The organism is Achromobacter sp. JUb104, assembly GCF_024806975.1.
GTDB lineage: Bacteria > Pseudomonadota > Gammaproteobacteria > Burkholderiales > Burkholderiaceae_B > Achromobacter > Achromobacter spanius.
In genome coordinates, this window is sequence record NZ_JANUEY010000001.1 from 16155 (window position 1) to 30412 (window position 14258).

Here is a 14258-nt window from a genome sequence, read left to right on the forward strand (position 1 = left end):
GGCGGCCTGACGCGGTGGCGGTCAAAACCCCTGATTATAGGAGGTGCTAGACGCGGCGAGGGGGCGGGGCTGTTTCGGGGATGCGCGCACTTGGCGCCAATGTGCCATAGGCCAATGTAACCACGCCCAGAACAGCGCCCGCGATGACCACGCCGGGCCAGCCGAAATGGGCGTAAAGCCAGGACGATACCAGTGAACCGGAGGCGCCGCCGAGGAAGTAGCTGGTCATGTAGCCGGCGGTCAGGCGGCTGCGCGCTTCGGGGCGCAGCCGATAGAGCGAACTGGTATTGGTGACATGCACGCCCTGGATGGCCAGGTCCTGCACCAGAATGCCCGCCAGCAGGGCAATCACCGAGGCCTGGCCGAAGGCCATCAGCCCCCACGACCCCAGCAACAGCAGCAGGCCCACACGGGTGGCCAGGTTGCCCAGGCCCCGGTCGGCCAGGCGGCCGAAGCGGTTGGCGGCGTAGGCGCCCGCCGCCCCGGCCAGGCCGAACAGCCCGATAGTGGTGTTGCTGTATTCATAGGGCGGGCTGGCCAACAGGAAGGTCAACGGCGTCCACAGCATGCTGAAGGCGGCGAACAGCAGAAAGCCCAGCAGCGACCGCGCGCGAAATAGCGGCTCTTCCATAAACATGCGCAAGATGGAGCCCAGCAGACGCGGGTAGCTCATCGTGGTGGGGCTTTGATAGCGGGGCAGCACGCGCCACAAGGCGGCGGACATGCCCAGCATCAGCAGGGCGGCCACCCAGTACACCGTGCGCCAACTGCCCACGTCCGCCAGCGCGCCGGCCACGGTGCGGGCCAGCAGGATGCCCAGCAACAGCCCGCTCATGACCGTGCCGACCGCCTTGCCGCGTTCATGTGGCGCGGCAAGGGTGGCGGCGAACGGCACCAGGATCTGGGCCACCACCGACAGCATCCCCGTGAGCGCGGTGCCCAGCAGCAGCAGGACGATGTTGTGGGCGAACGAGGAAATCAACAGTCCGCCGGCCGACAGCAGCGTCATCAGCACGATCAGGCGGCGGCGTTCGAACAGGTCGCCCAGCGGAACCAGCAGCATCAGCCCTAGCGCGTAGCTCAGTTGCGCGGTGGTGACGATGGCGCCCGCCATGGCGTTGGACAGCGCGAACTGCTGGCCGATGGTGTGCAGCAGGGGCTGCGCGTAGTAATTGCTGGCAACGGCCAAGCCGGTGGCCACGGACATCAGCAAAACGATCGGCGCGGTCAGCGTGGGCGTTGGTGTTGGCGTGGAAGAGGGGGAGGTCGAAGAAGAAGATGCATTCATAAGTCAGACCCCGATGCCGCCGGGGGTTTCCTGGTCGTGTTTGAGCAAGAGCTTTTTCAGCAGGCCAGCCAATTGCTTGCGCTCGGCCACCGATAGCGGGTCCAGCAGTTCACCCAGGTCCTTCAAATAGTCCTTCAGCACCAGCTTGATCACGCGCAGGCCTTCGGCGGTGAGCGACACGATGATGCCGCGGCGGTCGTCCGGGTTGGGGTTGCGCACCAGCAGGCCGGCTTGCTCCAGGCGGTCCAGCCGGTTGGTCATGGCGCCCGAGGTCAGCAGCAGCGCGTCGACCAGCTTTTGCGGATTCATGGCGTGCGGCGCACCCGTGCGGTAGAGCGTGGCGAGCACATCGAATTCACCTTGGTGCAGGTTGTGGCGGCGAAAGCTGCGATTCACGTTGCGGGTGGCGAAGGCGTTCAAGCGGAACACCCGGGTGATGACAGCCATGGCGGCAAAGTCCTGCGTGGGACATTCCGTGCTCCATTGCGAGATCACCAGATCGACCAGATCAGAGGTAGGCATGGCAGTAATACTTTGATATGAAGTTTCTTAACATTAAGATAAATTCTAACCGCCGATCGGGCGCCACGCAAAATGGCCGGCAAAAAAAGAAAGGCCCGCCTCTTTCGAGGCGGGCCTTTCCGGCTTGACCGGATGGTCGCGCGAATTACTGCGCGGCGTCCTTCAGCTTCTTGAGCGGGCGAACCTTCACCTTGACCGAAGCCGGCTTGGCGGGGAACCAACGCTCTTCACCCGTGAACGGGTCCTTGCCGAAGCGCTTGGCCTTGGCGGGAACCTTCTGCACGGCAACCTTGAACAGGCCGGGCAGCGTGAATTCGCCAGCGCCCTTCTTGTCCACGGAACCCAGCACCGAGGTTTCCAGGCTAGCCAGAACGGCCTTGACGGCCTTGGCTTCAACGCCCGATTGCTCAACGATGTAAGCGACCAGTTGGGTCTTGTTCAGGGCAGCCTTGATGGCCTTGGGTGCAGCAGCGACCTTCTTGGCGGCGACGACCTTCTTTGCTGCGGGCTTCACAGCGGCCTTGGTGGCGGTTGCCTTCTTTGCGGGCGCCTTGACGGCGGGCTTGGTGACTTTCTTGGCAGGAGCTTTTGCTTTCGTGGCCATGGTCAAAATCCGTAGTTGAGGACATGGGGCAGCGCGCGCCGGGTATCGGCAATTAACGCTACGCGCCCGATGATAGCGGAAGACTCGCGGTTCTAGCGGCTTTCCTCCGGCATTTAAGCCACTGTTTGTTGTTTTCGACGCAGAAAAGTGCTTGCTGCAAGGGTTCCGTCTGAAATGACGCCGCGCAAAGCCCTGTTTTTGCGGCGTGGCGCGGCACTGAACCAAGCAAGCCCGCCGTGTTCCAATTGCGTGCGAAAAACCAAAATGCATGGATTCAACGTACTTATATGCTGATGAAGAAACTGGCGGCGAGCTTGCTCGTCGCGACCGCATGCCTGTCCAGCGCAATGGCGCAGCCGATGCCCGAACCGGTGTTGTCGGCCAAGGCCTGGCTGTTGCTGGATGAGACCAGCGGCCAAGTGATCGCGTCGCACGCGGCCACCACCCGGATCGAACCGGCATCGCTTACCAAGATCATGACGGCCTACGTCGTGTTCGAGGCCTTGAACAATAAGGAAGTGACGCCGGGGCAAATGGTGGTCATCTCGACGCGGGCCTGGAAAGTGCCCGCGGGCAGCTCGAAGATGTTCCTGGAGCCCGGCTCGAAAGTGACCGTGGATGACCTGCTGCGCGGCTTGATGATCCAGTCCGGCAACGATGCGGCCATTGCACTGGCTGAAGCCGTGTCCGGCAGCGTGGAGGCCTTCGTGGCGCGCATGAACGACACGGCGGCAAGGCTGGGCCTGCACGCCACGCACTTTGCCAGCCCGCACGGCCTGCCTGATCCGGGGACGTATTCCACGGCCAGTGACCTGTCCATCCTGGCGACGCGCTTCATCCGCGATTTCCCGCAGTTGTACAAGACCTACGATTCGGCCAAGCAGTTCACGTTCAACAAGATTACACAGCCCAACCGCAACCGCCTGCTGTGGCTGGACCCCAGCGTGGACGGGCTGAAAACGGGGCACACCGATTCCGCCGGCTATTGCATCATCGCCAGCGCGCGCCGTCCCAATGGCGCCGACCAGCGGCGCTTGATCACGGTGGTGGTGGGCACGGCGTCCGACAAGCTGCGCACGCAGGAAAGCCGGCAGTTGCTGGAGTGGGGTTTCCAGGGGTTCAATACCATCAAGCTGTACGCGCGCGGCCAGGCGGTGGCGTCGCCCGAAGTCTGGAAAGGCGAAAGCGACAGCCTGAAGGCGGGCTTCGCGCGGGATGCCTATGTGACCGTGCCGGCCGGCGCCAAAGTCGAGCCGGTGTGGACGCCGCAGCAGCCGCTGGTCGCGCCCATCGTGGCGCAGCAAACGGTGGGGGCCTTGCGCGTGATGGTGGACGGCAAGCCGGCGATGCAGTTTCCGGTAGTGGCGCTGGAGCCCGTGGCTGAAGCGGGATTCGCGGGACGCGCCTGGGACTAGGTCCGATTGTGGTGGCGTGGCCATTCTGGTTAGGGGGCGCGCCTGCTAAATGGGCGTTTGTTAAGGGGCGCTTGTTCAGGGGCGCGAGTACAGGGGCGCGAGTACAGGCGCGCTCGTCACGACGGCGCGCTTGCCCGGAGGTGTGCGATGGTGGTGAGCTTTCCTGGAGGTCCGGCGCCTGCGCCGGGGGCGGATGACCCGTTGGCGCTGCTGTCGGCGTGCCACGGGCGCATCGCGCGCCAATGCGCAACGCTGACGCGTCTGGCCGCGCATCTTTCCCTGCACGGCAGCGACGATGCCGCGCAAACGGCCGCCGCCAGCGTGTCGCGTTATTTCGATACCGCGGCCACGCACCATCACGAGGACGAAGAACAAGATCTGTTTCCCGCCTTGATTGAATCCATGGCGGGCTCGGATGCGGGTTGCCTGCACGCGCTGGTGCAGGGGCTGATGGACGAACATCGCCGCTTGGAAAACTTATGGGCGCCGTTGCGCGCGGCGCTTGCCAAGGTGGCGGCGGGCAGGCCGGCGGTTTTGCCCGCCGACCAGGTCCAGGAATTCACGCAGGCCTATGCCGCCCACATCCAGCGCGAAGAAGACGAACTCTTGCCGATGGCGGCGCGGCTGGTGTCCGACGACGCGCTGACGGCCATGGGGCACGCCATGCGGGCGCGGCGCGGCGGCGGGGCGGCCTGAGCCGTCCTACCCCGCTTGCGTTGCGCGTGTCACCGCGAGGGATTACGCTAGACGGCTTTCCACACATCAAGCCGCCGACGACGATACGGCGCGGGCAACAAGATGGAGCAGGCGACAAGATGACGCAAGGGGCAAGCAAACTGGCGACCCGCCTATTCGGTTCATGGGTGGAAGACGTCAGCCGCGTGACCTTGCGTGCGGATTTGTCCGCGGGCCTGCTAGGGGCCTTGCTGGTGCTGCCGCAGGGCGTGGCCTTTGCCACGCTGGCCGGGCTGCCCGCCGAATACGGCCTGTATTCCGCGATCATTCCCTGTATTGTCGCGGCGCTGTTCGGGTCCAGCCGCCATGTCATGTCGGGCCCGACGAATGCCAATTCGCTGGCCTTGTTCGCGGTGCTGACACCGCTGGCCGTTGCCGGCAGCCCTGGCTACATCGAACTGGCGCTGGCGGTTACCGTGCTGGTCGGACTCATGCAGTGGCTCGTGGGCGCGCTGCGCCTGGGGTCGCTGGCGCACTTCATTTCACCGTCGGCCCTGTTTGGCTTTACCAGCGGCGCGGCCATCCTGATCGCGGTGCATGCCTTGAAGGACGGGCTGGGCGTGCCGTCGCCGGACTCTCATGGTGCGGGCGCGTTGCTGGTCAGCGTGGGCACGCATCTGGACCAGATCCACCCGGGCGCGGTGATGGTGACGCTTGTGACCTTGGGCGTGGCCTTGCTGGCGCGCCGGCTTGATAAGCGCAAGCCCTACATGCTGTTTGGTCTGGTGGCCGGTGCGCTGGCGGCCGCCGCATTCAACGCCTGGGTCGCCACGCAGGGCGGGAGTCCTGTGTCGGTGGTGGGAGCCATCGCGCAACCTTGGCCGCCGTTTCATGTGCCGAGCGTGGATTGGCGCGCCTTGCCCGACCTGCTCAGCTTGGCGTTCGCGCTGACCATCGTGGCCTTGGCGCAATCTATTTCCATCGCCAAGGCGGTGGCCACCCGGTCTGGCCAGCGCATTGACGCCAATCGGGAATTCGTGGGGCAGGGGCTATCGAACATCGTCGGCGGCTTCTTTTCCTGCTATTTGTCTTGCGGGTCGTTGAACCGGTCTATTCCCAATTTTGAAGCGGGCGCCAGGACGCCGCTGGCGGCGGTTTTCTCCGCCGTGCTGCTGGTGGTGCTGGTGGCTTTGTCCGCCCCGTTGCTGGCCATGATTCCGAACGCCGCCATTTCCGGGTTGCTGTTGCTGGTGGCATGGACGCTGCTGGATATTCCGCGCTGGCGGCAACTGATCCGCATGCAGCCCGGCGAGTGCGCGATTGCTGCCGCCACGCTGGCCGCCACCGTCACCATCCGCATGGAAGTGGCAATTCTGCTGGGCACAGTGCTGTCGTTGATGGCGTATCTGCATCGCACTTCACGCCCGGCGATGCGCACGATGGGGTTTGATTCGCGCGCACCGGATCGGCGTTTCGTGGTGCTTGAGCACCAGCCCGACGCGTTGCCCGAATGCCCGCAACTGAAGCTCTTGCGCATGGAAGGGTCTATCTACTTCGGCGCGGCGGCCCACGTGGCACAGCGCTTGCACGAGCTGCGCGCCGTGCCCAATGCGCCGCGCCACCTGCTGGTCATGGCCAAGAGCATGAACTTCATTGACCTGGCCGGGGCACAGGTCTGGGAAGACGAACTTGCCGCGCGCCGCGCGATGGGAGGCGACCTGTATTTCCATCGCCCCCGGCCTGAAGTGATGGACATGTGGCGGCGCACGGGCTTTCTGGATCGGCTGGGCGCCGACCATATCTACCCCGATAAGGCAACGGCGCTGCGTTCGATCTACGCCCGGCTGGACCCCGATATCTGCGCCGGCTGCCAAGCCAGGATCTTCTGGGAATGCCCGCCGCCCAATCCTCAGAGCAAGGTTGATCCGCACGGGTCAGGTCGCACGGGTCAAAGCGCGGCTTGACGCCGCATTGCCGCACGGGATTCAGGGCGCTTCGGTGCCCAGATAGGCCGCGCGTACCCGTTCGTCCGCCGCGATGACGGCGGGGGCGCCTTCGGCCAGCAGCGCGCCGCGCACCAGCACCGCGATGTGGTCGGCGTGCTTGAACACCACGTCCAGGCTGTGTTCCGTGAACAGCACGGCGATGCGCTGGGTGTCGGCCAACTGGCGCGTCAGCCGCATCAGTGCGTGCCGTTCGTTGGTGGCCATGCCGGCCGTGGGCTCGTCCATCAATAGCAGACGCGGCTGGTGGGCCAGCGCCATGGCAAGCTCCACCCGCTTGACGTCGCCATAGGCCAGGGTGCCGCAGGGCGACTCGGCCTTGTCCGCCATTTGCACTTGCGACAACAAGGCCATGGCTTCGTCGGCCGCATGCCGGTCGGCGCGGCGCCAGGGGCGAAACAGCAGGCGGTCGCGCGCCAGCAGTGCCGTCTGCACGTTTTCGCGCACTGTCATTGACCGGAACGTGGCGGCGGTCTGAAAGGTGCGGCCCACGCCTAGCCGGCAGATCTTGCCGGCCGACAGGCCCACCAGTTCTCGGCCGTCCAGCCGCACGGATCCGGCGTCCGGCCGTAGCTGGCCGCCCAGCACGTTGAAGCAGGTGGACTTGCCCGCGCCGTTTGGGCCGATCAAGGCCAGCATCCGGCCCGCTTCAAGCGTGAAGGACACGCCCGCCAGTGCGTCGATTCCGCCGAAGGATTTGCGCAAGCCTTCCACTTGCAGCAGGGCGCCGGTCTTCGTCATGCGCGCCTCCCGCGTAGCCGCGCCGCGGCGCCCGCCAAGCCGTCCGGAAAGACCATCACCAGCGCCAGGATGGCCAGGCCCAGCACGGCGTGCCAGTACTCGGTGCTGCGCGCGGCGGTGTCTTGCAGCCAGGTGTAGGCAGCCGCGCCCACCAGCGGCCCCGCCAGTGTCTGCAAACCACCCAGCAAGACCATCACCAGCCCGTCCACCGAGCGGCTCACCGCCATCACGTCGGGGGCGATGCTGCCTTTGGAAAACGCATAGAGCGACCCCGCCATGCCGGCGGCGAAGGACGCCGCGACGAATCCTGCCCACTGCACGCGCCGGGCCTCCATGCCCAGCGCCTCGGCGCGCAAGGGCGAATCGCGCACGCCGCGCAGGGCATAACCCAGTGGTGAAAAAGCCAGGCGGCGCAGCCACGCGATGCCCGCCGCGCACACGGCCAGCGTCAGGTAATAGAACCAAGGTCCTTGCGTCAGCCACGGCGAGGGCCACAGCCCGATCAGGCCATTGCTGCCGCCCGTGACGTCATCCCATTGATAGGCAAGCGCCCAGAGTATTTGCGCGACGGCCAGCGTCAGCATGGCCAGGTACACGCCCGACAGGCGCACGCAGAACCAGCCGAACAGCAGCGCGCCGAACGCAGCCGCAAAGGGGCCCAGCAGCAGGGCGGCTTCCATTGGCACGGCCGCCAGTTTGAGCAGCAGCGCGGCGCCGTATGCGCCCAGGCCAAACCACGCGGCGTGGCCGAAAGACGTCATGCCCGCGAGGCCAGTCAGAAAGTGCAGGCTGGCCGCGAACAGCGCGGCGATCAGGATCTCGGTCATCAAAATGCCCAGATAGGGCCACTGCAAGGTTGCGACGGGCACCAGCGCCAGCAGAAGCAGCAGCAGGCCATAGGCCAGCCGCAGGCGGCGGCCGGCGGGCGCAATGGGGCGTTCGGGCGCGCTGGCATGCGAGCTTGGGGCAGGCGGTTTGCCCAGCAAGCCCCAGGGGCGCACCACCAGCACCACCGCCATCACGGCAAACTCGGCCAACAGGGTCAGTTTCGACAGGTTGAACACCCAGGGGCCGATGTGCACTTGCCCCAGGAAAACGAACACGGCCTTGACGGAACAGATCAGCAGCGCCGCCAGGAAGGCGCCGGGTATCGACCCCAGGCCGCCCACCACCACCACCACGAACGCGCTGGCGATGATCTCCAGGTCCAGCCCCAAGGTGGCGGGGACACGGGGGGCGGCAAGCGCGCCGCCCAGTCCGGCCAGGAAGGCGCCCAAGGTAAAGGCGGAGGTGAAAAGCCAGGCCTGGTTCACGCCCAGCGCGGCCAGCATGCTGCGGTTTTCCGCCGCGGCGCGCAGCAGGCGGCCCCAGCGCGTGCGCATCAAGAGCAGCCACAGCAGGCCCAGCACGATGGGCCCGGCGGCGATCAACAGCAGGTCGTATTGCGGAAAGCGGCGGCCCAGGATCTGGACCGCGCCGGACAGGCCGGGGGCGCGCGCGGCGAATAAATCCTCGGGTCCCCAGATGGCCAACGCCGCATCGCCGATGATGAGCACGAGCGCAAAGGTGGCCAGCAACTGGAACAGTTCGGGCGCCCGGTACAGGCGCTTGAGCACCAGCCATTCGGCCGCGGCGCCGATCAGGCCGGTGGCCAGCGCGGCCAGCAACAGGCCCGCCCAATACGCGGGGCCGTCGCCGAACCAGGTGGTGAAGGTCCAGGCCAGGTAGACGCCCAGCATGTAGAACGAGCCGTGGGCGAAATTCACCACGCGGGTCACGCCGAAAATCAGCGACAGGCCCGCGGACACCAGGAACAAGGCGCTGGCGTCCGCCAGGCCGTTAAGCAGCTGCGACAGCAGCCCCGACAGGCTCATCAGTGCGCGGGACGCATCTTGCGCACTTGCTCATCCGGCGGTTGCAGGCGGGCGCCGTCGATATAAGCGAAGTCTTTCATGATGCCCTTGCCGTCTTCCACGGCCGTCACGCCCACGTAGACGCCCATCGTCGATTGATGGTCGATCTTGCGGTATTGGATCTGGCCGTAGGGCGTGTCCACCTTCAGGCCGGCAAAGGCGTCCACCAGTTTCTCGGTGTCCACGGCGCCGGCGGCTTTCAAGCCCTGGGCGATGGACATCAGTGACGCATAGCCCACCACGGACCCCACTTTGGGCGTTTCGTTGTAGCGCTTCTTGTAGGCCTCGACGAAGGCGGTGTTGGCGGGTGTGTCGATGGCATACCAGGGGTAGCCGGTCACGATCCAGCCGGTGGGGGTGTCGGCGCCCAGCGGTTCCAGGTATTCCGGTTCGCCCGACAGCACGGACACGACGGGCATGTTTTCGAACAGGCCACGGGTATTGCCTTCACGGACAAATCGGGTCAGGTCGGCGGCGAACAGCACGTTGAAAATGGCGTCGGGCTTGGCGTCGGCCAAGGCCTGCACCACCGCGCCGGCGTCCACCTTGCCCAGCGGCACGGCCTGCTCGGCCACGAATTCCACATCGGACTGGAACGACTTCATCATGGCCTTGAAGGTGGCCACGGCGGATTGCCCGTATTCGTAGTTGGGGTAGACGATCGCCCAGCGCTTCTTGCGTAACGCCAGCGCCTTGGGCGCAAGCGCCGCCACGTGCATCCAGGTGGAAGGGCGCAGGCGGTAGGTGTACCGGTTGCCCTCTTGCCAGGTGATCTTGTCGGTAAGCGGCTCGGCGGCCAGGAAGAACACCTTTTGCTGTTTGGCGAAGTCGGTCAGCGCCAGGCCGGTGTTGGAGAGGAACCCGCCAAACAGCAGTTCCACTTTCTCGCGGGCAATCAGCTCTTGCGCGGCGCGTACCGAATCGCCCGGGTTGCCGTTGTCGTCGCGCGAGATGACTTCCAGCTTCCTGCCCAGCACGCCGCCTTCGGCGTTGACCTGTTCCACCGCCAACTGCCAACCCTTCTTGTAGGGGCCCAGAAAGGCGGGAATGGCCTTGTAGCTGTTGATTTCGCCGATGCGTATCGGCGGTTCCTTGTCCTTGGCGACGGCAACGCCGACGGGCGTCAGCGCCAGGGCCAGGAGTGCGGGCGCAAGCGCGCGGCGCAGCAAAGTAAGGCAGGAGGGGAGCATGGCGGTATCGCAGGCGAGAGGTTTCAAGCGGGGCCAGGCGCGCGGCGCGCAGCCGGTAGCGGCCAATTGAAACATGCTCTTTTATGATCCTGCAATGAAAAAGGCCCTGCGTTGCGGCAGGGCCTTTTTCGACTCACCAGAAACCGGCTGAATTACTTCAGCTTGGTTTCCTTGTAGTCAACGTGCTTGCGAGCGACCGGATCAAATTTCTTGATCAGCATCTTCTCGGGCATGTTGCGCTTGTTCTTGGTGGTCGTGTAGAAATGACCCGTGCCGGCAGTCGACTCGAGCTTGATCTTTTCGCGGATACCTTTGGCCATGTCGTGCTCCTAGTATGTAGATTGGCGGGGAGGCCGATTAGGCCATTTCGCCGCGGGCACGCATTTCGGCCAGCACGGCTTCGATGCCGTTCTTGTCGATCGTGCGGATGGCCTTAGCCGAAACACGCAGGCGAACCCAGCGGTTTTCGCTTTCAACCCAGAACCGGCGCGATTGCAGGTTCGGCAGGAAGCGACGCTTGGTCTTGTTGTTCGCGTGCGAAACATTGTTGCCCACCATCGGGCCTTTGCCGGTCACTTGGCATACGCGTGCCATGGATGCACCTCTTTATGTCGTTCTTGTCGCGCATCGCTTGGGGGAGGTAGACAGGGTTTTAGCCGCCGGGCTGTGTAGTTCGCATTGGTGCGCGTTGTATTGCGCTGCGTTGCCGGCCACCCAGTCTTAGTGGATGAGGGGCAAGTGAAACCTGCCCCGTGCTTATACCCGCTGCCTGCCATCCGCCGTGTATTGAGGTATGTACCTGAGGTATCTACCAAAGTACCGAAATGCGCGGTTGGGGTCAGAGTGCTGAACTACAAAGCATAGTAGTCCCGCACGGGAAACTTCATGTGAAGACCAAGATTCTAATACGAATATTGCTTGCAGATCAAGCGGTCAAGCTTGCGCGGTGTGCGTTTGCGCGACACGCCCCGAAATCCACGACAGGCAGGCGCAGGTCGCCAGGGTGGTGGTCAGGGGCAGGGCGCTATCCGTTTGCCAGGCGCTGACGGCGAATCCGGCCAGCGCGCCGCAGGACAATTGCAGCGTCCCCAATAAGGCGGACGCCGCGCCCAGGCGCTTGCCTTGCTCCGACAGCGCCAGCGCCGCCGAGTTCGGGTTCACGAAGCCCTGGCTACCCATGTAGCCGATCAGGCACACCATCAAGAGAGGCAGCGTCATCCAACCGGCCAATGTCAGGGCCACCGCCACCAGGCTGGCCGAAGCCAGCGAGATCAGCGCCTTGCGCTGCAACTGGCGAGGCGTGTAGGTGCGCAGCAGGCGGGCGCTGATTTGCGAGCAAATGATGAGCGACAGCGCGTTGGTGCCGAACAGCAGGCCGTAATACTGGGGCGCCACACCATACAGTTCGATAAACACGCGCGGCGAACCAATGATGTAGGCGAACATACCGGCCTGGCCAAATCCGCCCGCCAGGCTGTGCGCCATGAAGCCGCGATGCGCGAACAGATCACGGTAGTTGCGCAGGATGGTGCTCCAGCGCAGCGGCACGACGCGCTCGGGCGCCAGCGATTCCTTCATGATCTTGGCGACGGCGAACATCAGCATGGCGCCGCCGGCAAGCATGATCCAGAACAGGCTGCGCCAGGACGTAATGGCCAGCAATTGCCCGCCCAGCAACGGCGCCAGGATGGGAGCCAGGCCCATGATCAGCATCAGCAGCGACATGGCGCGCGCCGCTTCGTGGGTTTCATAGTGGTCGCGGATGACCGCCCGTGGGATCACGATGCCCGCCGCACCGCCCATGGCTTGCACCACGCGCCAGCCGGTCAACGCTTCAACGGAGCTGGACAGCGCACACCCCAACGAGGCCACCATGAAAAGCGCCAGGCCGACCATCAGCGGCGGCTTGCGGCCAAAGCGGTCGGCCATCGGCCCGTAGAACACCTGCGCCAGCGCCAGGCCGATCAGGTAGGCGGCCAGCGTGCGTTCGACATCGCCTCGGGACACGCCCAGATTCGCCGCAATGGTCGGGAATGCGGGCAGATACATGTCGATGGCGAACGGGCCGATCGCAGTCAGCGCGCCCATGAGGATGAGCCAGCCGGGCAGGCCGCTACGGGAAACAGATGATGGGGACATGGTGATCGCGGTAAAACGCAGGGGACAGGGCGCGCCGACAGTTACCCGCCAGCCGTGCGCCAAGCGAGCGACTGTATCACGGGCCGCCTTACAGCAAAATGTCGGGAACTATCCGATAAAGTCGCCGACGACCCGCTCATGTTCAGAGGAGAAACCGTGAATCCTTTGCTGTCTGTCGTGCAACGCAAACTTGAAGCCCTGCCTGTGCCCGTCCAACTGGTGCTGCCTGATGGCGCGGTGCTGGGGCCGCCTGACCCGCGCGTGCGCTTCGTAACGCATGACAAGGCGGCGCTTGTCCATTTGGCCGAAGGCGGCGTGGGCGTGCTGGGGCAGGACTACGTGGAAGGGCGCATCGATATCGAAGGCAATATGCGCGACGTGATGGCGGCGGCGGCGGCGTTGTTGCCCGGCTCGCCGGTGGAGGCGGCGCGTAGCGGATGGCTGACCGAACTGGTGCGCCGCGTGATGTCGGTGTGGCGCCACTCCATTGAGCGGGATGCCAAGCAGATCGAGTTCCATTACGACCTGTCCGACGATTTCTACGCCCTGTGGCTGGATCCGCGCCGCGTCTATTCCTGCGCGTACTTCCGCACGCCGGACATGACGTTGGCCCAAGCCCAGGAAGCCAAGCTTGACCTCATTTGCCGCAAGCTGCGCCTGCGCGCAGGCGAGCGCTTTCTGGATGTGGGCGCGGGCTGGGGCGGCCTGCTGCTGTGGGCCGCCGAGCACTATGGCGTGGACGCCACCGGCATCACGCTGTCGCGCAACCAGCATGCGCATGTGACGAAGCTGATCCAGGAAAAGGGCCTGGCCGGCCGGGTTCGCATGGAACTGCTGGATTACCGCAAGCTCGACGAGTCCACGCCCTACGACAAGATTGCCTCGGTGGGCATGTTCGAGCACGTGGGCCGGGCACAGTTGGAAGGCTACTTCGCCAAGCTGCGCCGCCTGCTCAAACCGGGCGGGCTGATCATGAACCATGGCATTACGGCGGCGGGCGTCTACAACCCCGAGCTGGGCAACGGCATGGGCGAATTCATTGAAAAATACATCTTCCCCGGCGGCGAATTGACGCATATCAGCGTGGTCATGCAGGCCATGACCAACGGCGGGCTGGAAGAGGTGGACGTTGAAAACCTGCGGCCGCATTACGCGCGCACGCTGTGGGCCTGGAGCGATGCGCTGGAAGCTCGCCTGCCCGAAGCGGCGCAAGTGTTGAGCGGCGAACAGGGCGCGCGGTCCTTGCGCGCCTATCGCTTGTATCTGGCTGGCTGCGCCATGGCGTTCGAGCACGGTTGGATTGCCCTGCATCAGATTCTGGGCCAGACGCCTGCCGTGGGCAGGCCGGACGAACTGGATAACCCGCCGGACTTGTCTTACCCGTGGCGGCGCGACTACATGTATGCGGACGGCGGGGCGCCGGGGGTGCCAAAAGCTGAATAACCCCTGAATATAAACTGAATTTCTGCTGAATATTTGATGTGATTTGACGGGCGGCGTGCGTTCAAAGCGGCCCGCCTTCAATTTTTGGCGGGTCTGAAACGCCTGGAATGTACTAATACGAGAAAAATATTTACTGAATGCATCAGTCATTTGAAACCAATATTCCCCAGGGAAATTCGGGGTTTCATCTCGGTTGCTTCAGGGTAATCCCCCATCTTTTTCGCCTGAAATGTATCGGTTCACTTCAGCCTTGGGGTTGGGTGCCGCAGCAATTTCGTTTAAGATGCTGCCTTCTTCGTTCAGTTTTGTTCAATTTCTGTGGGTT

The 14258-nt window shown here is 64.4% G+C and carries 13 protein-coding genes; 4 read left to right on the forward strand and 9 right to left on the reverse strand.

What is annotated here, in order from left to right; all coding sequences use genetic code 11:
- Positions 1-46: 46 nt before the first annotated feature.
- The 3 genes from M2361_RS00090 to M2361_RS00100 all read right to left on the reverse strand — a co-directional run bounded on the left by M2361_RS00090 (position 47) and on the right by M2361_RS00100 (position 2414).
- Entirely contained in the window at positions 47-1288 is a 1242-nt protein-coding gene (locus M2361_RS00090; RefSeq protein WP_259245655.1) for an MFS transporter, read from the reverse strand.
- Positions 1289-1291: 3 nt separating this feature from the next.
- Positions 1292-1810 carry a MarR family winged helix-turn-helix transcriptional regulator gene (locus tag M2361_RS00095; RefSeq protein ID WP_100856971.1) on the reverse strand — a complete coding sequence of 173 codons (519 nt, stop codon included), beginning with the start codon at positions 1808-1810 and terminating at the stop codon, positions 1292-1294.
- 145 nt (positions 1811-1955) lie between these two features.
- Complete coding sequence (locus M2361_RS00100) at positions 1956-2414, reverse strand: HU family DNA-binding protein (RefSeq protein WP_100856970.1); 459 nt, start codon at positions 2412-2414, stop codon at positions 1956-1958.
- A gap of 287 nt (positions 2415-2701) precedes the next feature.
- On the opposite strand from M2361_RS00100, the gene M2361_RS00105 reads away from it, so the two are divergent.
- The 3 genes from M2361_RS00105 (at position 2702) to M2361_RS00115 (ending at position 6468) form a co-directional block, all read left to right on the forward strand.
- Positions 2702-3829, forward strand: coding sequence for a D-alanyl-D-alanine carboxypeptidase family protein (locus M2361_RS00105; RefSeq protein ID WP_259245656.1), 1128 nt, complete (start codon positions 2702-2704; stop codon positions 3827-3829).
- 147 nt (positions 3830-3976) lie between these two features.
- Positions 3977-4525 (forward strand): hemerythrin domain-containing protein, encoded by a 549-nt coding sequence (locus M2361_RS00110; protein ID WP_259245657.1) that lies wholly within the window; start codon positions 3977-3979, stop codon positions 4523-4525.
- Positions 4526-4644: 119 nt separating this feature from the next.
- Positions 4645-6468: a SulP family inorganic anion transporter gene (locus tag M2361_RS00115; protein WP_259245658.1), complete on the forward strand. Its 1824-nt coding sequence runs from the start codon at positions 4645-4647 to the stop codon at positions 6466-6468.
- Between the two features lie 21 nt (positions 6469-6489).
- Here the strand turns inward: M2361_RS00115 and M2361_RS00120 are convergent, their stop codons facing one another.
- From M2361_RS00120 to M2361_RS00145, 6 genes are all read right to left on the reverse strand, one after another.
- Complete coding sequence (locus M2361_RS00120; protein ID WP_259245659.1) at positions 6490-7248, reverse strand: ABC transporter ATP-binding protein; 759 nt, start codon at positions 7246-7248, stop codon at positions 6490-6492.
- Positions 7245-9122 (reverse strand): ABC transporter permease, encoded by a 1878-nt coding sequence (locus M2361_RS00125; RefSeq protein WP_259245660.1) that lies wholly within the window; start codon positions 9120-9122, stop codon positions 7245-7247. Before M2361_RS00125 ends, M2361_RS00120 begins: the two co-directional genes overlap by 4 nt.
- A complete protein-coding gene (locus M2361_RS00130) occupies positions 9122-10351 on the reverse strand; it encodes an ABC transporter substrate-binding protein (protein WP_100856964.1) in 1230 nt (409 codons plus the stop codon). Before M2361_RS00130 ends, M2361_RS00125 begins: the two co-directional genes overlap by 1 nt.
- Positions 10352-10503: 152 nt before the next feature.
- Positions 10504-10671, reverse strand: a complete 168-nt coding sequence (gene rpmG / locus M2361_RS00135; protein ID WP_003810296.1) for a 50S ribosomal protein L33 — start codon at positions 10669-10671, stop codon at positions 10504-10506.
- A gap of 37 nt (positions 10672-10708) precedes the next feature.
- A complete protein-coding gene (rpmB, locus tag M2361_RS00140) occupies positions 10709-10945 on the reverse strand; it encodes a 50S ribosomal protein L28 (RefSeq protein WP_050447723.1) in 237 nt (78 codons plus the stop codon).
- Positions 10946-11284: 339 nt separating this feature from the next.
- Positions 11285-12439, reverse strand: a complete 1155-nt coding sequence (locus tag M2361_RS00145; RefSeq protein ID WP_259249199.1) for a Bcr/CflA family multidrug efflux MFS transporter — start codon at positions 12437-12439, stop codon at positions 11285-11287.
- 207 nt (positions 12440-12646) lie between these two features.
- On the opposite strand from M2361_RS00145, the gene M2361_RS00150 reads away from it, so the two are divergent.
- A complete protein-coding gene (locus M2361_RS00150) occupies positions 12647-13933 on the forward strand; it encodes a class I SAM-dependent methyltransferase (protein WP_259245663.1) in 1287 nt (428 codons plus the stop codon).
- Positions 13934-14258 lie beyond the last annotated feature (325 nt).

Coding starts and splice junctions, on each gene's coding strand:
- M2361_RS00090 (WP_259245655.1), bottom strand. CDS start 1,288: ATGAATGCATCTTCTTCTTCGACCTCCCCCTCTTCCACGCCAACACCA.
- M2361_RS00095 (WP_100856971.1), bottom strand. CDS start 1,810: ATGCCTACCTCTGATCTGGTCGATCTGGTGATCTCGCAATGGAGCACG.
- M2361_RS00100 (WP_100856970.1), bottom strand. CDS start 2,414: ATGGCCACGAAAGCAAAAGCTCCTGCCAAGAAAGTCACCAAGCCCGCC.
- M2361_RS00105 (WP_259245656.1), top strand. CDS start 2,702: ATGCTGATGAAGAAACTGGCGGCGAGCTTGCTCGTCGCGACCGCATGC.
- M2361_RS00110 (WP_259245657.1), top strand. CDS start 3,977: ATGGTGGTGAGCTTTCCTGGAGGTCCGGCGCCTGCGCCGGGGGCGGAT.
- M2361_RS00115 (WP_259245658.1), top strand. CDS start 4,645: ATGACGCAAGGGGCAAGCAAACTGGCGACCCGCCTATTCGGTTCATGG.
- M2361_RS00120 (WP_259245659.1), bottom strand. CDS start 7,248: ATGACGAAGACCGGCGCCCTGCTGCAAGTGGAAGGCTTGCGCAAATCC.
- M2361_RS00125 (WP_259245660.1), bottom strand. CDS start 9,122: ATGAGCCTGTCGGGGCTGCTGTCGCAGCTGCTTAACGGCCTGGCGGAC.
- M2361_RS00130 (WP_100856964.1), bottom strand. CDS start 10,351: ATGCTCCCCTCCTGCCTTACTTTGCTGCGCCGCGCGCTTGCGCCCGCA.
- rpmG (WP_003810296.1), bottom strand. CDS start 10,671: ATGGCCAAAGGTATCCGCGAAAAGATCAAGCTCGAGTCGACTGCCGGC.
- rpmB (WP_050447723.1), bottom strand. CDS start 10,945: ATGGCACGCGTATGCCAAGTGACCGGCAAAGGCCCGATGGTGGGCAAC.
- M2361_RS00145 (WP_259249199.1), bottom strand. CDS start 12,439: ATGGGCGCGCTGACTGCGATCGGCCCGTTCGCCATCGACATGTATCTG.